Genomic DNA, 20598 nt, shown 5'->3' on the forward strand with positions numbered 1-20598 from the left:
AAAGTGATGATGTTGGAGAAAAACAATTATTTGCACTGTCGATACAGGCATAACTTGATTACTTGGTCGGTATGACGATAATCAACAAAGAAAAGAAGGAACTTATATGACAGATCAAGAATTTTTCACGGTACATCACGCCCTTACCATTAACGTCGAACAGATGTCTGACAATTTCATATTTCCTTCTTATGAAAGTTTCGTCAGTGAGATCCCGGCGCCGTTTGTTGTTGCCAGTGAATTTAGCCAACTGGATCAACTCAATGATGCAGCAAAACTTGAGCTAAAAAATAGCGACTTCAAGCACGTCGTCCAGTTACTGGATACTCAGAACTCAAAACTGAATCTTTTATTGACCTTTATGTTGTCCCAACAAGATGAACCTGAGTTACGCCACAAAACGTCAGTATTTGGTGCAAGTCAATTGACTTATTTAACCAATAACGCGCCTGCCGTGGGTACAAAACTGCGTATCAAATTATTTATAGAGCATCCAGCCGCGGCAATTTATTGCTACGCCACGGTTTACAGCGTTGAAGAACACGATGCGCAAAAATCCGTCACGGTAAAGTACGATTTATTGCGTGATACTGACCAAGACTTGCTGATTAAAGCCGCCCTCTACCAACAGCAAAAATTGCTGCGTCAGCGTTCTTTGGATAGAGATAAAACATAAGCATTTCCATGACTAAAAATACATTACTTTGTTTGAATTCGGCCTCAGGCGCCGGAGACAAAAAACACATCGGCAACCTAAAAGGTGCGAGTCTCGCTTTAGCTATCGCTGAAATTGCAAATGACCATGCTGGACATACCTTGCTCGCGGTACCAGATCCACAAACTGCACTCAAATTGCTACATGAAATCGAGCAATTCAGTCACAATGAAATTGCGCTTTTTCCTGACTGGGAAACTTTACCATACGATAATTTTTCACATCATCAGGAAATCAAATCGGATCGAATATCTCGGTTGTACAAGCTCCCATCATTAAGGTCTGGTATTACGATTGTACCGGTGAGCACACTATTACAACGTCAAACACCAAGAGAGTTTCTCCTGCAACACACCCTGATGGTGAAACGTGGTGATCTTTTCTCACTAGAAAAGCTGAGAATCCAGTTAGAAAAATCGGGCTATCGCCATGTAGATCAAGTGTTCGGTCCTGGCGAATATGCCAGTAGAGGTTCTATTCTCGACCTATTCCCGATGGGAAGTTCAAATCCATACCGTATCGATTTTTTTGATGATGAAATTGATACCATTCGCACTTTCGATCCTGAGAATCAACGTTCAATTGAAGAAATTCAGGATATCTGTCTGTTACCAGCGCACGAGTTTCCAACAACAGAAAGTGCGATAGAAGATTTCCGTATACGTTGGCGTCAACGTTTTGAAGCTCGCCGTGAACCCGAATCGGTTTACATGCAAGTCTCTAAAGGGACGTGGCCGGCAGGTATCGAATACTGGCAACCGCTGTTTTTTACACACACAGAAACACTTTTCGACTACTTACCCGCCGATAGCCAGCTCATTTCTATCGGCGATATAGAAAAATCTATCGACCAGTTTTTGACTGATGTCGACTATCGATACGACCAACGTAACGTCGATCCGCTGCGACCTCTGCTGCCACCCGAAGAGTTGTGGCTGAAAAAGGATGAGTTGTTTGCTCAATTTAAGGATCTGCCTCATACCATAATGAGTATCGACCCCGTGTCTGAAAAGGCGGGTCGAAGCAATCCGGATATCAGTGTTCTTCCACCACTTGCCGTTCAACACCAACATAAAGAACCACTCGCAGCACTGCGTCAGTTTAGCGAGCAGTTTAAAGGCAAAGTGATTTTTTCTGTTGAATCTGAAGGCCGCCGTGAAGCGCTACTTGAATTACTGCAACAAATTAAACTGCGCCCACACAGTAAAAATACCTTTGGTGAAGCGCTGGAAAGCAGTGATAAGTTCACGCTAGTTCTCAGTTCTTCTGAGCACGGTTTCATTTTTGCGACTGACCAACTCGCGCTCATTTGCGAAAGCGATTTACTCGGCGATCGAGTCATACAACGCCGTAAGAAAGATCGCAAAGCCACTAACAGCGATGCTGTCATTCGTAACCTTGCTGAACTCAAACCGGGGCAACCTGTGGTTCATATTGACCATGGTATTGGTCGTTATGTCGGGCTACAGACACTAGAGGCTGGTGGCTTAACCACTGAATTTGTCACTCTAGAGTATTTGAACGATGCAAAACTCTATGTGCCAGTATCCTCATTAAATCTAATTAGCCGATACTCAGGTGGCGCTGAAGAAAGCGCACCATTGCACAAGCTTGGCAGTGAGTCATGGACGAAAGCGCGTACTAAAGCAGCAGAAAAAGTTCGCGATGTCGCCGCAGAACTGCTGGATGTTTATGCCAAACGCGAACTCAAACCTGGCTTCAAATTTACTCTCGACAGAGATCAGTACGCTACATTCAAAGCAGGGTTTCCATTTGAAGAAACCGATGACCAGACAATGGCGATCAATGCCGTGATGTCTGATATGTGTCAGGCAAAAGCAATGGACAGATTAGTCTGTGGTGATGTGGGTTTTGGTAAAACCGAAGTTGCCATGCGCGCCGCCTTTTTATGTACTGACAACAATAAACAAGTTGCCGTGCTCGTTCCGACAACCTTACTGGCACAACAGCACTTTGAAAATTTCCGCGATCGATTTGCCAACTTACCAATCCGGGTCGAAGTATTGTCACGTTTTAAGTCAGCAAAAGAGCAGAAGCAAATTCTACAAGACGTTGCGGAAGGTAAAGTCGATATTCTGGTTGGCACGCATAAGTTGCTGTCCAACGATATCCAATTTGCTGATTTAGGCTTACTGATTGTCGATGAAGAACACCGCTTTGGTGTTCGTCAGAAAGAGAAAGTGAAGGCAATGCGCGCCGATGTGGACATTTTGACTCTCACGGCAACACCGATTCCTCGGACACTAAACATGGCAATGAGTGGCATGCGTGATCTGTCGATAATCGCGACGCCTCCAGCGCGCCGTTTGGCGATTAAAACCTTTGTCCGTCAAACCGAAGACAGCGTCATTAGAGAAGCCGTGCTGCGTGAGATCATGCGTGGTGGTCAGGTTTACTTCCTACACAATCAGGTAGAAAGCATCGAAAAAGTCGCTGAAGATTTAGCGAAGCTTATTCCAGAAGCTCGTATTACTACCGCTCATGGTCAGATGCGCGAGCGCGAGTTGGAACGCGTAATGAATGATTTCTATCATCAGCGTTTCAACCTTCTGGTATGCACCACTATTATTGAAACGGGTATCGACGTGCCAACTGCCAACACCATCATCATGAACCGTGCTGACTCATTAGGTTTGGCACAATTACACCAGTTGCGTGGTCGTGTCGGTCGTTCTCACCATCAAGCATACGCTTACTTATTGACACCACCACCGAAAGCCATTACCAAAGATGCCGTTAAGCGTCTTGAAGCCATTGCATCATTGGAAGACTTAGGAGCGGGCTTTACATTAGCGACCCATGATCTAGAAATTCGCGGTGCTGGTGAACTATTAGGCGATGAGCAAAGTGGGCAGATTCAATCGATTGGTTTCACGCTCTATATGGAAATGTTAGAGCAAGCCGTTGAAGCTCTAAAATCAGGCAAAGAGCCATCCTTAGATGATTTGCTCCGTGAGCAAACTGAGGTTGAAATGCGCTTACCCGCGTTACTACCAGACGACTACATCCCTGATATCAATACCCGTCTGTCGATGTATAAACAAATTGCCAGCGTCTATGATGAGAGTGAGCTGGTAGAATTGAAAGTCGAACTGATTGATCGTTTCGGCAAGCTGCCGGATGCAGCGTTAAACTTACTTGCTGTTGCACAGCTTAAACTTGATGCGGCGAAACTTAAAATTCGTAAAATTGAAGCGCACGAGAAAGGTGGATACATCGAGTTCTATCCAAATGCTGACATTAACCCTATGTTTTTGGTTAAACTGTTGCAGTCTCAACCGAAAAAATTTGCGATGGATGGACCAACTAAGTTTAAGTATGCGGTACCATTAGTCGACAGAAGAGAAAGAGTTCAGTTTGTTGCAAACATGCTGGATGAATTCCAGCAAAACTTACTTCCAACAACGTAAAAATGATGTGTGGTGCTGAGCGCCGAATGACGGAGTCATAATGAAAAAACTGATCCCATTACTGCTTTTACTTGTCGCTATGCCTAGTTTGGCTCAAAGACAATTTGATATTGAAGTCATCATCTTCAAAAGAGCAGTAGAAGCAGAGAAAATCAGCGAATCTTGGCCTGATAGTTTGTCAGAAATTAATATGGCAAGGGCTGGCAATTTTGCTGATGCTAATTATCGCCAATCTAAAGGCGTTAAAATGCTTGCCTACTCAGACTATCAGCTTAATGACCAAGTCCAAGAGCTTAAAAAGCACGCAGGTTTTGACGTACTTTTGCACACCGCATGGCGTCAGGGAGATGAAGCAAAGAACGCCGCACCTATGTTCCATATCCAAGCGGGTAAAGATTATTCGCGCCAATATCGCCCTAATGGCGATGCGATTGATGATACTGTGACTCAAACATCGATTGATGGTGTCACTGAACAAAGTATCGCTAAACCACTTTATGAACTAGACGGTACATTTCAAATCTATGTACAGCATTACTTATACGCCGAAGTGATGATGGATCTTAAAAGACCAAGTGAACGTCAAATCGTGATGCAAGATGTATCAATTGAATTAGCTAATGACGAGCAAACCGATGGTATGGTACAAGCAGGCAACTTAGCGCCCGTTTCTCCCACTAAGCAAATAGAGACGTTCCTGAAAAGCTATCGCATCGATCAAAAAAGACGTATGCGCAGCGGTGAAACACACTATTTGGATCACCCTCTGATGGGCATGATTATCCAAGTCAGAAAAGTCGAAGAACAATAAAACCTAAAGCGCCCCATGGGCGCTTTTTTGCATTGACACTCTAAGTGTTGAGATAAAACATGCTGCCAGATTTCCAGATAACAACTCAGCGATTGCAACTCAGACTTCTCAAACTTGAAGAGGCCCAAACGCTCTCTGATTGTATTAGTCACTCACCATCTCTTCATCAATGGATAGACTGGTGTCATGAACAGTTTTCAACAAAAGATGCCGAACAGTTTATTTTGGCTAACCGACTAAACTGGGTTAAAGCAGATGCATACGGATTTGGTGTATTTGAAAAGCACCAACAGAAGTTAATCGGTATGGTTGCAATTAATGAATTCTATCGCGTGTTCAATATGGCAAGCATAGGATATTGGATAGCAGATCATGCCCAAGGCAAAGGTTTCGGCCAAGAAGCCGTCAACGCATTAATCGAATTCTGTTTTAGTCAATTAGAACTCACCAGAATCGAGATCATTTGTGACACAGAAAACCTTCCCAGTCAGAAACTGGCATTAGCTTGTGGTGCGCTAAAAGAACATATTGCCCGCAACCGTTTCTTGTTTAATGACCAACCTAAAGATGGTGTTGTGTTCTCATTGATCCCTGGCTGAGATTAAGAATTAAAAATCTACAATAAATATATAAATCATCGATGATAGTAATAGAATTAAAATATAAATGGTGCAATGCATCATAGCGGGGGCGATGCATTGCATCTACTCCAACGATTGGAATAAAAATAAATTTATAAAAATATATTTAACTAGAGATATTTAAAATAATTTAGGTAAAGAAGAATATTCACAAGCATCATTTAATTTACTTTGAGCGATTGTAATATTTTCTTTCCAATGCTCATCATTAGCCCACATTTCAATAACTAAAGGAACGACACATTCTGTTTCTTTAAGAGTGGTAAAAATAGCATTAAAATCCACCTGCCCTTCACCTATGATTAAATCACGGAACTGTCCTTTACTTTCAGATGTAACTTTATAAGTATCCTTTAGATGTATCTGTGTAATATTAGGTTTACTCAATTTTAGTTCGGTAACTATGTCATAGTTCCATCCAGAAATATTTCCCACATCAGGGTATGCTGTAAAAAATGGTGAATTTATTTCTCTATTCAAGACTTCAAACTTACTCAAAGAATTAAGATAATCAGTATCCATTATTTCCACAGCTAACATGACACTGGCTCTTTCTGCCAATTTAGAACAACACTTCATACCTTCAATAAATCGTTGGTGTGTTTCTTTATTCGCAGGTTCATAATAAACATCATAACCCGCAAGTTGAATTGTTCTAATTCCTAATTTATAAGCTAGAGTAATCGCTTTTTCCATATGAATAACAGCTTGATTTCTAATATCAGGATCAGCCGAACCAAAAGGGAACTTGCGATGAGCACTCAAACACATTGATTGCAGAGGAAGCTCATATTGTTCACACAAGCGGCGTAATGAATAGATCGTTTCATCATCCCAATCTAAACGGCTACGACGTTCATCTGATTCATCGACAGATATTTCTAAGAAATCAAATCCTAATTCTTTTGTCGTTCTAAGCTTATCTTCCCAGCTCAGCTCATTGGGTAGGGCTTTTTCATAAAGCCCTACTCGGTGTCGCTGTAAGTTTTGATACATAGCGACCTCTCAACTATTTCCAAAAACGGTTAATTTCAGTACGTAGTGCTTCTGCTGTTTCTTTACCTTTATCACCCGCTAATGCACGACCTGCAATAAACGTTTTTGCTTTAATACCTTCAAATAGATAAACATCTTCAGGAACAATGCCGCCAGTGATTGACAGCTCTAGACCCAGATCAGAAAGCTTGCGCATTTTTTCTAAGTCTTCACCAGTCCAACCCACACCAGCGAGTTCAGCATCACGAGAACGGTGATAGATAGCTTGAGTTATACCGAGGTCAACCCATGCTTGTGCGTCTTCCATTGTCCAATTTCCGTAAAGTTCAATCTGGATTTCACTATTAAACTCATCAGCCACTTTTTTACACACTTCAATGGTAGCAATGTGTGCAGCAGCAGAGACAGTGATCCAGTCTGCACCAGCCTCAAATGCCATACGTGATAGAATTGCACCACCATCAGTAGTCTTCATATCACAGACTAAAATGTGGTTAGGGTGATTCTTACGTAGTGTAGATACTGCGTTCATGCCTTCACCGAACGCTAAGATAGTGCCCACTTCAATCACATCTACGAAACTTTCTACATTCTGAGCAACTTCTATTGCTGCTGACAAATTAGTTTGGTCAAGAGCGATTTGAATCATTGGTTTAGTCATAATGTCTATCCTTTTATTTTTTCACGAATAAGATGAGCAAGGCCATCTTGGTTGTTGTTTGTTTGACAGATTTCATTTGCAAATGATTTAACGGTGTCATCAGCATTAGCCATTGCAACACCTAAACCTGCCAGTTGAATCATTGAAGTATCATTGTGGTTATCACCGACTGCTATTACATCATTGGCTTGAAAACCGAGCTGTTCTATATATTCAGCAAGTCGATTACCTTTCGTATTTCCTTTTGCTGCAAAATCAATTCGATTTGACCAAGAACGCTCCCCATTAAATTTGGTTTGAACTAATGGATGTTGAACCAATAATTCAACGGCGCTTGATTCAGCTTCAACAACGAATTTCCAAATAAATTGTGTTGTATTTGCTTCCTTAGGTATCGATTCAATCTTGTAAATATTCGGTCGAATATTTTCAGGGATCGTTTGTGCCCAATCCTCTAAAGTTTGCATATAAGAAATTGGTGCTTGTCTTTCGTAAGTCATCGCATCGGTCACATACATAACTAACTTGGCATTGTGCTTTTCTGCCAGAGCAATGAACTCTAATGCTGTTTCTTTATCGATCGCATTATGTGTAATGACTTGCTCATTTTTATAATCGTAAATGTATGTACCGTTACAACAAATAATTGGCGTATTCAATCCAAGCTCAACATAATAAGGGCGAGCCGCAGTATGGTGACGTCCCGTAACAATAACGACATGACAGTGCTGTTGCGCCTCTTGGATTGCAGCTTTAACTTGCGGAAGAATAGTGTGATTATCGGTCAGCACCGTTCCATCCAGATCTAATGCGAGTACTTTATACATTTACTGTCCCCTTATTTGGTTGCGAATTAAATGCCCTAATCCACCCTCGTTGTTGTCACTCTCACAAACGATTGATGCGAATTGCTTTACTACATCATCAGCATTTGCCATTGCGACACTGAGACCTGCATATTTCAACATCGAAATATCGTTATGGTTGTCTCCTACAGCCATCACATCACTGAAATGAAGTCCAAGACTTTCCACATAATCAGCAACACGTTTACCTTTACTATTCTGTTTTGAATAACAACTTAGGCGATTCAGCCAAGAACGTTCTAAAGTAAAATGTGTCGTAATAAACGGTTCATTTAAGAACTGCTTGATTGCGTTATTTTCGCCCTCTACCACAAATTCCCAAACAAAGTCAGTTGCGGCAATAACATCTTCAAATGTAGATATCTGCTTAATTTTAGGTCCTTTTCCCTTTGGCAAAGTTTTCGAGAACTCTTCTAACTCAATCATGTATTTCACAGGATTACTGATGCTATGAACCATGGTATCCGTTACATACATAACTAACTTCAGTTGGTACTTTTGTGCTAACCGAACGAACATTGATGCATGCTGTTTATCTACAGCGTTATGTGCTAACACACAGTCTGTTACGTAGTCGTATAAATACGTACCATTGCAACATATGATTGGTGTCGTTAACCCTAACTCATCATGATAAAGCCTTGCTGCTGTATGATGACGCCCTGTAACAATGACGACGTGACAGTCTTGTTTCACATGAGCGATAGCCTGCTTAACGGCTGGATGAATTGTATGTTGATCCGTTAATACAGTACCGTCTAAATCAAGAGCAAGAACTTTATACATATCAGAAATTACTCCCCACCTTGACCATAGTAAGCATTCTCACCATGCTTACGCATATAGTGTTTATCTGATAATTCTGGTTGGATTTTTATTGTGCCGTTAAGTGCGCGAGTATCGATTGCCATCGCCGAGACTTCTTCAAGTACTACGGCATTGTGAACCGCATCATCGGCATTTTTTCCCCAAGAGAAAGGAGCATGACCAGCCACTACCACACTAGGAACCGCTTTAGCTTCTATGCCACGCTTCTTAAATTCTTCAATGATCACCAGCCCGGTATTTTTCTCATACTCATGATCAATTTCTTGTTTTGTTAATAAACGAGTACATGGGATGTCACCATAGAAATAATCAGCATGAGTTGTTCCCAGAGCCGGAACATCTAACCCTGCTTGCGCCCAAACGGTCGCTTTTCTTGAGTGTGTATGTACAATCCCACCGACTTGAGGGAACGCCTTATATAGCTCGATATGAGTAGCAGTATCACTAGATGGATTTAGACGCCCTTCAACGACATCACCGTTAAGATTTACCACGACAATGTCGTCCAATTTCATTTCATCGTATTCAACTCCCGATGGTTTTATTGCTAAAACACCACGTTCTCGGTCAATCTCTGAAACGTTTCCCCAAGTAAAAGTAACTAAGCCGTATTTAGGTAACTTAAGGTTTGCTTCTAAAACACGTTTTTTTAATTCACTATACATAGCTCTACTCACTTATTCGTCTGCGGCTAACAACGCTTGTTCAATAAGTTCAGCAACTTCATCAACGGTCTTACAAGCACGTAGTTTTGAGAAGTCCTCATCAAACTCGATTAAATTCGCAACTTGCATTGTGCCTTCAATATGTTCTTCAGAATCTTTCCCAGCTAAAGTCACCAGAACATCAACTGGCTCATCAACTCCCTCAAAAACAACCGGAGTTTCAAGTACAGTTAACGCGAAGCCTGTCTTGATTACACCATCTTCTGGACGAGAATGAGGCAGAGCAAATGCATCATGAATGCAGATGTAAGGACCTTGCTCTGTGATTGCTGAAATAATTGCATCGTAGTAACGAGACTCGACAACCTCAGCGTGAACAAGAGCATCAGTGCCAAGCTTAATAGCCTCTTGCCATGTAGATGCTTTAGCATTCAGTAAAATTGAGTTGTTCTGAATTAATGATTCTTTCAGTTGCATAACGTTACCCTTTTATTTTCTTTATCCAGCACTCACGCGTTGAGCATGAGCGCTAGAATAATTGTTATTATTTGTGGAAGTTTTCGGTGATGATTGACTCTAATTCATTAGCGAATGTTTTAGGCATAATCATGTTTTTAACACCTAGTTTGAACTTGCCTTCAGGAAGGTCAATAACTTGCTCAGCTAAAGCCACTGATGTCACGATAATATCGAAACTGTCTACACGTGATTTATGGTCTGTAATTGCACAGTTAGATGTTTCACTCGGAATACCTTGTTTGTCTAGGTAAGACTTAATCTTCTTAGAACACATCATCGAAGAGCCTTGACCAGAGCCACAACAGACTAAGATACGAACGGGTCTTTGTGCAGATGTACTTACTGAAGCGGCTGAAGATGCTTTTTCAACTTTTACTTCAACTTCGATACCTTCTGGAGTCACCGCTGTCATCGCCGCTTCTGCGTCTTCTTCTTCACGAAGTGCACGTGATGCATAGAACATATAGACACCCGCTAATGCAAGAATAACGAAGAAGAACAGACTAGAAGCAGATAGAGCTTGAACTACTGGTGGGAATACTAGTGCCCAGTCAGCCATACCCATCCAAGCGTTAAATTCAGCACCATTTTGAGCGAAGATATGAATTGCCCAAGCAGAACCAAGCACTTCAATGATACCCATAACGGAACAGATCTTCATAACCGCTTTCCAACCACCAAAGTGGTTAGCGAATACACCGATTGTTGCGTTAGAGAAGAACATAGGAATAAAGCCAGGGATAATCATAATTGGTGAATCAAATGCAAGCATGCCCAGTACAGCAACAAACTGACCTACAGCACCCCACATGAAACCAAATACCATTGCGTTTGGCGAGTATGCATAGATAGCAGCACAGTCAATCGCAAGAACTGCATTTGGAATTAGGCGTTCAGAAATACCGTTGAATGCTTCAGATAATTCAGAAACAAACATACGAACACCTGTTACAATCACTTGGATTGCTACCGCGAATTTCAAACCAGTCTCAAAAATGTAGATTAACCAGTGTGTTTTACCAGCCATATCCTGCAGATTGTCTAGACCAAAAGATAGCAAAATGATGCCGAAGAACACGGTCATAACGAGCGTCGTTGCTGCAATGGAATCGTGGAAAATATGCAACCATTTCGGCAAGTTAATATGATCAACACTATCCTTTTTATCACCCAATTTAGGGGCTACTTTGGTTGCAATCCATGACGCAAATTGTTGTTGGTGACCAATAGAAAAACCTGCACCACCAGTAACTTCCTGAGTCGCTTTGAACATGATATTTGAAGAAATACCCCAATAAAGCGCCATCAATATTGCCGAATAAATAATGGTTTCCCACATACTCGCGCCAAGCACAAAGTAAAATACAGCGATAAGCCCTGCCTGCTGGAACATGATATGGCCAGTCAGCATAATGGTACGAATACCAGTAAAACGACGGAATGCAACTAAGACAATATTTAGACCAAGCGCAAGTAACACTGCATAACCGACCCATGAGTAGTTCTCACCCATGGTTTCCATTGTTGCCATCATGGTGGTATAAGGGTCGATAACTGAACCCGTTAAGCCATGAATTTCATTCAACTTTTTGATAACTGGCGCGAAACCAGCGACAAGAGAACCAGAACCGACTTGTACGATCATAAAACCAACGATGGTTTTAATCGAACCAGATATAACTGTTGTTACATCTCTTTTTAACAGAATATAGCCAAGACATGTAACCAAACCGAGCAACAACGGTGCTTTGGTCATTACTTGGCTGTAAAAAACATAGAATATGTCGTATAGAAACTCCATATCTTTACCCCTTATTTTGATTATCAATAGTTTGTAGGTTTGGGGCATTATCAGAACAGACAATGCTCATCCTTTGCTCACGAAAGAATTATTAATAATCATAAATAATCATTCAATGCACATTTGTGATTAAATTGATTTAAATCAATTTTAAAGAGACCCGATAATGATTATTGAGTTCCTTATCACAAAACACAATATAGAAGTATTAATATTTCATTTAAAATCAATATGTTAGTTGGCTTTTCGATTTTTGAGATAGTTTTTAGTGCAGAAATGTTTGACTTAAAAACTGATGATTATTAAACTCAAAATCAAATCATAAACAATCAATAACAATCATAAAGTGATTATGAAAAGTAGATAAAGGTGACAAAATGATAAACGAAGCTCAAAGGCATGACGGAATTTTGTCGCTATTAGAAGAGAACCATACAATTACCGTCGGGCATATTATCGACAAATTCTCGGTATCGCCGGCTACGGCTCGTCGTGACATATCAAAACTAGACGAGGTGGGTAAACTCAAAAAAGTTCGTAATGGCGCTGAGCGCATCAAAACGAAAAAGAAACACTGGTCTCCATTAAATATCGATAGTGCTGATTACTATGAAGAGAAATCTCGTATTGCTCTCGCCGCAGCTCAGCTATGTCATAAAGGCGATAGCATCGTTATAAACTGCGGTTCAACAGCGTTTCTTCTCGGACAACAATTGTGCGGTAAAGATGTTCAAATCGTAACTAACTATTTTCCGTTAGCTAGCTATTTAATAAATGAAGATCATCAAGATGTAATTATTATTGGTGGGCAATATCATCGAGCTCAAAATATTTTCATTAATCCGATGCCAGATTCGCTTAATGGTTATGCAGGAAACTGGATGTTCACATCAGGAAAAGGATTAACTGATGTTGGGCTTTATAAAGCCGATATGCTCACCGCTGTTGCAGAGCAACATATGCTAGAGCAAATCGATACTTTAGTCGCTTTAGTCGATAGTTCAAAGATTGGTAAGCGAACCGGTATGTTGTTCTGTTCAAGTAAAAAAATAGATATTTTAATTACCGGAAAGGATGCAGACTCCTCAGTAATTAAAAATTTAGAACAACAAGGTGTTAAGGTTATTCTGGTTTAACGCCTTATCACAATTTATTAACTCACTTATAAACCGCGTCTTTAAATAAAAAGACGCGTAGGTCTCTACACCCTAAATTTTATAACTCTTAATTAAAAGGTAAGAATATCATGAGCCATGTAAACGAAATTACACGCGAGTCTTGGATTTTAAACACTTTCCCTGAATGGGGAACTTGGTTAAATGAGGAAATTGCAAATACTAAAGTTGAACCAAACACGTTTTCTATGTGGTGGCTAGGTTGTACTGGTATTTGGTTAAAATCAGAAGGTGGTGCAAACCTATCGATGGATTTTTGGTGTGGTACAGGTAAGAAAACACAGAAAAACCAATTTATGAAAAATCAACACCAGATGATGCGTATGGGTGGTGTTGAAGCGCTACAACCTAACCTACGTACAGCTATCTTCCCGTTAGACCCATTTGCAATTAAAGAGATCGACGCAGTAATGGCATCACATGACCATGCTGACCACATTGATATCAACGTAGCAGCTGCTGTACTACAAAACTGTGGCGACCATGTTAAGTTTATTGGCCCTAAAGCCTGTGTTGAATTATGGAAATCTTGGGGTGTTCCTGAAGATCGTTGTATCGTTGCAAAAGTTGGCGATGAAATCACCATTAAAGACGTAACCATTAAAGTGTTAGATGCATTTGACCGTACAGCATTGGTTACTTTACCTGAAGGTGTGTCTTCTTTAGATAAAGAGATTCTAGATGGTATGGATGATCGAGCAGTAAACTATCTCGTTGAAACTACAGGTGGTTCACTGTATCACTCTGGTGATTCTCACTACTCTAACTATTACGCTAAACATGGTAATGATCATAAGATCGATGTGGCATTACTTTCTTACGGCGAAAACCCTCGTGGTGTTACAGATAAGATGACTTCTTCTGATATCCTTCGTGCCGCAGAATCATTGAATTGTGAAGTGGTTATGCCATTCCACCACGACATCTGGGCTAATTTCCAAAACGACCCACGTGAAATTGAAGTTCTTTGGAACATGAAAAAAGACCGCCTGCAATACAAATTTGCTCCATTCTTCTGGCAAGTTGGTGGTAAGTACACGTATCCAACAGACAAAGGGCATATGCACTACCAACACTTCCGTGGTTTTGCGGATATTTTCAAAAATGAACCAGAACTACCATATCGCGCATTCCTATAATTGCCCTCAATAACACCAGAGTGGAGGTTTTAAGCCTCCACTTTTTATTAAGGTTTATACTAATGACTCTCAATGAATTTAAACAAAGCTATCTTTTAGGATATTTAGATAAAGCTATTGTTACTCCATGCCCTAAAGAGCATGGGTTCTATTTAATGGTCACAAGCAATCAATGGGGAATAAACAGTTTTCTAGAAACATCACGAAGCTTAAAACCAAGGAGATTTTCTACCCAACAAGCAGTTATTAATGCAGCAAAATCTATAGGTTTTCAATCACGCAGTATTGTTTATACAAAATAATAGACTCGATACATCACTTTATTGTTACTTAAAAACTCCTTTTTTCCTCCAAGTCTAAATTATCATTCAGTTAAAGAGCACCTACCTCTTGCAATACAAGCCTTACGGTCAATGCTTAAAGAGCACGTTCCATCAGAATGGGAAAAATGACATTAACTAAGAATGGTACAAACACATACGCTTACCTTCTACCTCAATAATACGAAAAGGAGTTTCATAAATTTGTTGCAAAATATCTGCCTGAATAACAGAATTGGTATCTCCCTGAGCAACAATTTCACCATTTTTCAAGGCGATAATATTGTCGGCATAGCAAGCTGCAAAATTTATATCATGTATAACAATGACCACCATTTTACCCAGCTCATGCGCTAACTTTTGAATAATATGCATGATCTGTAAAGAATGTTTAATATCAAGGTTATTTAATGGCTCATCAAGAAATATATAATCCGTATCTTGAGCAATCACCATTGCAATAAAGGCCAACTGTCGCTGCCCGCCACTAAGCTCATCAAGATATTTATCTTGTAAACCAGTCAAATCTAAATATTCCAACGCTTGATCGATAATATTATGATCTTCAACAGTCAATTTCCCACGCGAATAAGGGAAGCGACCAAAAGCCACCAGCTCTTTAACCGTGAAACGCATAGTAAAACTATTAGCTTGACGCAAAACAGATAAATGCTGAGCCAACTCTTTGGTATTCCAGTCGACCAGAGCCCGACTATCAATCCACACTTCACCAGCATCCGGCGTTAGCAGTCGTCCAGCCATAGATAATACGGTACTTTTACCTGCTCCATTAGGGCCAATAATGGCTGTAACCTTACTGCGTACAAATTCAGCACATGCCTGCTTGACCACATAGTTTTGGCCAAATTTTTTCGATAATTTATCTAAACGAATCATAACGCCTATACAACCTTATTTCTCAACAACAGATATAGAAAATACACTCCGCCAATAAAGTTAATCACCACACTGAGCGTGGTTTGAAAGCCCAATAACCTTTCAACTACCCACTGACCAGAAATCAAAGCCACGACCGACATGAGAGCACAACATGTCAATAGCATACGATGCTGATAAGTTCGCAACCATTCACGGGTTAAGTTAGTCACTAATAGCCCAAAGAAGAGCAAGGGTCCGACTAGAGCTGTAGAAATGGCTACCATACCTGCAGAAAGTAACAATATATTTCGTGTTGTCCGCTTCACATCGACCCCTAAACTGATGCAATTGTCTTGATCTAGCAGGTAGACATCCAAAATGTTGTGATATCTGAATAAAGCAACCGCTATCAGTATCAGAACAGGCACTGTCCAATACACTAAACCGACATTAACATTATTAAAGCTGGCAAACATATTTGACTGAACAATGGCAAATTCATCAGGATCCATCAACATCATAAAAAATGATGACAAGCTCTGAAACAACTGTCCAAATATCACACCAAGAAGCAACAAAGAAATGATATTGCGACTCGAGTACCTGAAGTAAAGCGCAAACAAGATCAGGGAAAAACCCAACATCATCAACGATGATAAAGCGAAATTGATAAAGGGATTAATAGCCCAAACGCTAAAACCGCCCACCGTAACCACAATAAAAGACTGAATCAACAAGTACAATGAATCAAACCCCATGATGCTAGGGGTTAAAATGCGATTATTAGTGATCGTTTGAAAGCTGAATGAAGCAATACCAATAGCAATACCTGCAACAACAATCGCTAATACTTTAGGCGTGCGACGATAAAGAAAATATTGATAATTATCCCAGGTTAAACCTGCTGAAATAAATAAAAAAATGAACACTAAAGAGATGATTATTAACGTCAGTAGTTTTTGTTTATCTGTCATCTTGTCCTACCCTTTCGCCTTCATGTCCCGTAGAACTAAATAAATAAACACACTACCGCCTAACAGACTAATCACCATAGAAATGGGGACTTCGTAAGGGAATATAATCAATCGCCCTGCGATATCGCATAACAGCACTAATAAACTGCCCATCACCGCCGTACGAGGAATATTTTTACGCAAGTTATCGCCATAAAAACGATTAACTAAATTAGGAACAATTAAACCTAAAAATGGCAGTTGACCGACAATCATCACAACTGAAGACGACATCACTGCAACCAGAATTACGCCTACAACCACGACCTGCTGATAGTTAAGCCCCAAATTAATTGCAAACTCTTTACCCATACCTGCGGCAGAAATCCGCGTAGCATACAAATAACTAAACAACATAAAAGGCAATGCGATATATAAAAGCTCAAAATTGCCATCAAGAATATTAGCGAAATTAGCTACGCTCCAACCTGAAAGGTTTTGTATTGCATCATATTTGTAAGCAATAAAAGTCGCTAATGAGCCAACCACGTTACCAAAAATTATGCCTATCAGTGGTACAAAAACTGTATTTTTAAATTTAATTCGTTGAATTAATTGTACAAATGCTAAGGTTCCTAGCATGGCGCACAAAAAAATCAGCCACAACTGCTGTCCATATCCAAACAAAACCAGACTAAGAACAAACCCCAACATGGCACATTCGATCGTACCTGAAGTAGAAGGTGCCGCGAAACGATTCTGGCTAATTTGCTGCATAATCAAACCAGCTATACTTAAACCGCTTCCCGCCAATAAAATAGATAACAGCCGTGGAATACGGCTGCTTAAAAAGATTTGCCATGCATCAACCTCCCCTTGCCATAAGTTGGCAAGAGAAAGTTGACCGACCCCAATAAATAATGAGACTAAACTTAACCCCACTAAAACTAAACTCAATCTGAGCACAACAAGTTCCTTGGGCGTAGATTAATTTAATTGTTCGATATCACGTAACATTTGCTCGGTCGCATGAACACCTGAACCAGCAACATACCAAGCAGTAATATCTAAAAAGACCATGCGGTTATTTTGATAAGCTTGAGTCGCTTTAACCAGATCATTTTCAAAATCTTGATGAGTGGTGCTCTTACCACGATTCACCAATTTATCACGGTCCAGAACAAACAGAGTTGATGGATTGTTTTGTTTAATTAACTCATATGAAACTAAGTTGCCATGTCCGCCATTACGACCACCTGCCGATTTTTTATCCGCATTGTCTGCCATTTGTATACTAGGCTTAAAACCAAAATCTTTATATAAAGAAGCAAAGCGCGAATTTTCATTAAAAGCGGTAATATTACTACCCGAACTCATTACCATCAGCGCATTATAATCATGTTCTTTATTATGTTTTTCTATCGATTTGAATCGTGAGTCCAGAGCATTGATTTTATTTTCTACCAATTCTTCACGGTCTAACACTTTACCGAGTTTTTCCCATAGTACTTTGGTGTCAGACCAGTATGAATCACCATTATTAACCGCATAGACAAACGTTGGAGCAATCTTACTCAGTTCTTCATAATGTTTAGAACTTCTTGGGCCAACAATAATCAAGTCCGGCTTTTGCATATAAATTGACTCGAAATCCGGTTCAAAAATTGTGCCTGCTGAAGCATATTTATCATCTGCATATTTAGATAAATAATCAGGGAATGCTGCAACCTTAGATACGGCGACAGGTTCTACGCCAAATGCATCGACAGCATCAAGTGCACCAATACCAATCACGACAATTTTCTCAGGAGAGGTATTTAACGTCGTTTCACCCATAATATGCGACACCGTGACAGTGTCAGCCAGTGCAGCTCCACTGCATAGTACTGAAACACCGATAAGGCCCACTGAAATGAATTTATATATTTTCTGTTTATATTGCTTAATTTTCATATTTATTGTACCTGGTGTAATGAGTTCTCAGAAATTAACCATTAAAATTTTAATTGTATTTAATACAACAAAGTGGGACACATATAGCCCCACTTTTAGCTATATTTAAAAGCGCACAGTTAAAGCAAGGTTATATTTACGACCATCGAGAATATAGATATAACCTTCGTCTTCTTCTGGGTTAATTTCTTTATTAAACAGATTGTAAATACCCGCTTTTAGATTGATATCCTTTTTGATTTTATACGCTAAGCCAGCATCAAATAAGGTGTAGCTTGGGATAATATCTTCACCGCTTTCATCTCCTGAGCTTTCACTACGGTAGTTACCCTGTGTCCATAGTAATAACTGCTCTGATGCCTGCCATTCGACAGAAGCGTTATACATATGTTCTGAAACATTATTTAGTGGCTTACCTATGTTCTCACCACTTTTCTGTTCCGATTTGGTGTAAGTATATGACTGACGAAGTAACACGCTGTCGCTAATCTGGTAATCCATCGTTGCTTCGATACCCGACATTTCGACTTCATCAATGTTATCGTAAGCCTTGTAGCCATATTGATGGGCAGGATAAGTTGTTCCATTGTAAGTACATTCAACGTTTTTGGCACAAACGTAGTCAGTACGATTAATTTTGTCTTCGAATTCAGTTAAATAAGCGGTTAACGTTGCGGAAATACCTGAACCCATTCGGTCATCGAAACCGATACCAATCTCATAGTTCAAACTTGTTTCTGGTTTCAGGTCAGGATTACCAATCGTTACTCCTCCTCGGGAAGTCGCACCAAAATCAGGAGCGCTTTGACGTAAACTCGGAGCTTTATAACCAGAAGTTATCCCACCCTTTAAAACGAATTCATCGCTTAATCCATACACTGTATAGACTTTAGGGCTAAAATGGCCACCAAATGCTTCATTTTCGTCATAACGACCACTCAGAGTCACTGACCAGTCGTCCATGGGTAACCATTCGTCTTCAACAAACAGTGAGTATTGATAGCGTTCCATGTTAATGATGTCATCAGACAGGGTATTAGTTGCACCGTCTTCCAGTTTTTCATTTTTAAATGTCGCACCCATTGTCAGAGTATTAGCATCCCAGAACCAGTTGGCTTGAGAGTTGAGAGTCAAAACACCAAATTCAATACCGTTGCCTGTTGTTTCATTAGTACGTGAATCATTTTTTGAGTAATCATAATTGATGTAAGATTTAAGGCGTGCAGCTTCGAAATTAGCTTCATGTTCAATAAAATAAGTGTCACGTACCGACTTAGTGGTCGAGACTTCGTTTATAGTAGTCACGCCTCTAACAGTTGATGATTCCGCAATACTCACTCCCGGCGTTGTAGTCCTGTCCTGTTCAGCACGGCTGTAACCAAAAACTAAATTATTGCTCTCATTCATTGTCCAATTCAGTTTGGTATCAAAGCTTCTACGTGTATAGCCCGGATCAGAGGCTTGATTATCATCACCGCCAATAAAGTGGCTTTCGTCCTGATCCAGATATGAGCCGTTAAATTGTAATGAAAGTGTATCTTTAATCAGAGGGGCATTTAAAGCTATGCTGGTCTGCGCGGCGTCCTCATTCACTTTATTGGCGCTATCAGCCTTAGTGTATTCCGTGGTAACACTACCACTCCACTCATTAGTGACTTTCTTGGTGATGACGTTAATGACACCACCCATAGCATCAGAACCGTACAAAGATGATGCAGGACCACGAATAACCTCAATACGCTCAATCTGAGAAACTGGCGGTAAAAAGTTGATTGGCGTACCAGATTGCGTACCATTCAATCCAAATGCATCGTTTCCTTGAACAGGACGTCCATCAATAAGAAAGAGTGTGTAGTCTGCAGACATACCCCGAATCATGATGGCTTGTTCAACCCCGCCACCGACGACCTGAACCCCAGAAATGTTTTTTAATACATCTGTAATATCCGTATAGGATTTGTTCTCAATATCTTCGGCTGTAATGACCGAAATGGTCGCTGAAGCACGGGTGATATTTTGTTCGTAACCGGCAGCAGTCACTACCATGGTTTCATCTACTTGAGTTTCCGTTTCATCTGCCATGGCGGGAAATTGACAAATCAAGCCCAGAGATACCGCTAATAATGCCTTTGAGGGGGTCCATTTATACATCCAATACATCCTTAAGTGAAAATGATTACCAAACGTTTATGAGAATTATTCACATTTATGATTGGATAAATAGACCAATATATGAAATAGTTCG

General features: G+C 40.3%; 19 protein-coding genes. 7 read left to right on the plus strand and 12 right to left on the minus strand.

The genetic code is table 11. The features are described from left to right. The first annotated feature begins 106 nt into the window (after window positions 1-106). From ACK5MF_RS08410 to ACK5MF_RS08425, 4 genes are read left to right on the plus strand one after another with little or no spacing between them, the layout of a single operon-like run. On the plus strand, window positions 107-676 hold the full coding sequence (locus ACK5MF_RS08410; protein ID WP_416921207.1) for a PilZ domain-containing protein: 570 nt from the start codon (window positions 107-109) through the stop codon (window positions 674-676). 8 nt (window positions 677-684) lie between these two features. After that, window positions 685-4146: a transcription-repair coupling factor gene (gene mfd / locus ACK5MF_RS08415; protein ID WP_416921209.1), complete on the plus strand. Its 3462-nt coding sequence runs from the start codon at window positions 685-687 to the stop codon at window positions 4144-4146. A gap of 40 nt (window positions 4147-4186) precedes the next feature. Next, entirely contained in the window at window positions 4187-4957 is a 771-nt protein-coding gene (locus ACK5MF_RS08420) for a peptidoglycan binding protein CsiV (RefSeq protein WP_416921211.1), read from the plus strand. A gap of 59 nt (window positions 4958-5016) precedes the next feature. Continuing rightward, on the plus strand, window positions 5017-5556 hold the full coding sequence (locus ACK5MF_RS08425; RefSeq protein ID WP_416921213.1) for a GNAT family N-acetyltransferase: 540 nt from the start codon (window positions 5017-5019) through the stop codon (window positions 5554-5556). Window positions 5557-5718: 162 nt separating this feature from the next. Here the strand turns inward: ACK5MF_RS08425 and ACK5MF_RS08430 are convergent, their stop codons facing one another. From ACK5MF_RS08430 to ACK5MF_RS08460, 7 genes are all read right to left on the minus strand, one after another. Further along, the gene (locus ACK5MF_RS08430) at window positions 5719-6594 is read right to left on the minus strand and encodes an L-ribulose-5-phosphate 3-epimerase (RefSeq protein ID WP_416921215.1); all 876 of its coding nucleotides are present in this window, start codon (window positions 6592-6594) and stop codon (window positions 5719-5721) included. Between the two features lie 13 nt (window positions 6595-6607). Next, window positions 6608-7255: a 3-keto-L-gulonate-6-phosphate decarboxylase UlaD gene (locus ACK5MF_RS08435; protein ID WP_416921217.1), complete on the minus strand. Its 648-nt coding sequence runs from the start codon at window positions 7253-7255 to the stop codon at window positions 6608-6610. A gap of 5 nt (window positions 7256-7260) precedes the next feature. Further along, window positions 7261-8082, minus strand: coding sequence for a Cof-type HAD-IIB family hydrolase (locus tag ACK5MF_RS08440; RefSeq protein ID WP_416921219.1), 822 nt, complete (start codon window positions 8080-8082; stop codon window positions 7261-7263). Beyond that, the gene (locus ACK5MF_RS08445; protein ID WP_416921221.1) at window positions 8083-8907 is read right to left on the minus strand and encodes a Cof-type HAD-IIB family hydrolase; all 825 of its coding nucleotides are present in this window, start codon (window positions 8905-8907) and stop codon (window positions 8083-8085) included. It abuts the gene before it with no gap. A gap of 8 nt (window positions 8908-8915) precedes the next feature. Then, window positions 8916-9614 (minus strand): L-ribulose-5-phosphate 4-epimerase, encoded by a 699-nt coding sequence (locus ACK5MF_RS08450; RefSeq protein WP_416921223.1) that lies wholly within the window; start codon window positions 9612-9614, stop codon window positions 8916-8918. Window positions 9615-9626: 12 nt separating this feature from the next. Continuing rightward, on the minus strand, window positions 9627-10091 hold the full coding sequence (locus ACK5MF_RS08455; RefSeq protein WP_416921226.1) for a PTS sugar transporter subunit IIA: 465 nt from the start codon (window positions 10089-10091) through the stop codon (window positions 9627-9629). A gap of 67 nt (window positions 10092-10158) precedes the next feature. Beyond that, window positions 10159-11934 carry a PTS ascorbate-specific subunit IIBC gene (locus ACK5MF_RS08460; RefSeq protein ID WP_416921228.1) on the minus strand — a complete coding sequence of 592 codons (1776 nt, stop codon included), beginning with the start codon at window positions 11932-11934 and terminating at the stop codon, window positions 10159-10161. Between the two features lie 380 nt (window positions 11935-12314). On the opposite strand from ACK5MF_RS08460, the gene ulaR reads away from it, so the two are divergent. The 3 genes from ulaR (at window position 12315) to ACK5MF_RS08475 (ending at window position 14550) form a co-directional block, all read left to right on the plus strand. Further along, window positions 12315-13070, plus strand: coding sequence for an HTH-type transcriptional regulator UlaR (gene ulaR / locus ACK5MF_RS08465; RefSeq protein ID WP_416921270.1), 756 nt, complete (start codon window positions 12315-12317; stop codon window positions 13068-13070). Window positions 13071-13180: 110 nt separating this feature from the next. Next, on the plus strand, window positions 13181-14248 hold the full coding sequence (ulaG, locus tag ACK5MF_RS08470; protein ID WP_416921230.1) for an L-ascorbate 6-phosphate lactonase: 1068 nt from the start codon (window positions 13181-13183) through the stop codon (window positions 14246-14248). Between the two features lie 62 nt (window positions 14249-14310). Beyond that, window positions 14311-14550 (plus strand): hypothetical protein, encoded by a 240-nt coding sequence (locus tag ACK5MF_RS08475; RefSeq protein WP_416921231.1) that lies wholly within the window; start codon window positions 14311-14313, stop codon window positions 14548-14550. 156 nt (window positions 14551-14706) lie between these two features. Here ACK5MF_RS08475 and ACK5MF_RS08480 read toward each other — a convergent pair whose 3' ends face one another. From ACK5MF_RS08480 to ACK5MF_RS08500, 5 genes are all read right to left on the minus strand, one after another. Continuing rightward, window positions 14707-15465, minus strand: a complete 759-nt coding sequence (locus tag ACK5MF_RS08480) for an ABC transporter ATP-binding protein (RefSeq protein ID WP_416921233.1) — start codon at window positions 15463-15465, stop codon at window positions 14707-14709. Between the two features lie 5 nt (window positions 15466-15470). Then, complete coding sequence (locus ACK5MF_RS08485; protein ID WP_416921234.1) at window positions 15471-16421, minus strand: iron chelate uptake ABC transporter family permease subunit; 951 nt, start codon at window positions 16419-16421, stop codon at window positions 15471-15473. A gap of 6 nt (window positions 16422-16427) precedes the next feature. After that, on the minus strand, window positions 16428-17366 hold the full coding sequence (gene vctD / locus ACK5MF_RS08490) for an iron chelate uptake ABC transporter permease subunit VctD (protein WP_416921236.1): 939 nt from the start codon (window positions 17364-17366) through the stop codon (window positions 16428-16430). 21 nt (window positions 17367-17387) lie between these two features. Next, window positions 17388-18353: a siderophore ABC transporter substrate-binding protein gene (locus ACK5MF_RS08495; RefSeq protein WP_416921238.1), complete on the minus strand. Its 966-nt coding sequence runs from the start codon at window positions 18351-18353 to the stop codon at window positions 17388-17390. Between the two features lie 105 nt (window positions 18354-18458). Then, the gene (locus ACK5MF_RS08500) at window positions 18459-20504 is read right to left on the minus strand and encodes a TonB-dependent receptor domain-containing protein (RefSeq protein ID WP_416921240.1); all 2046 of its coding nucleotides are present in this window, start codon (window positions 20502-20504) and stop codon (window positions 18459-18461) included. Window positions 20505-20598: the final 94 nt, after the last annotated feature.

The organism is Vibrio sp. (assembly GCF_047973365.1).
Lineage (GTDB): Bacteria > Pseudomonadota > Gammaproteobacteria > Enterobacterales > Vibrionaceae > Vibrio.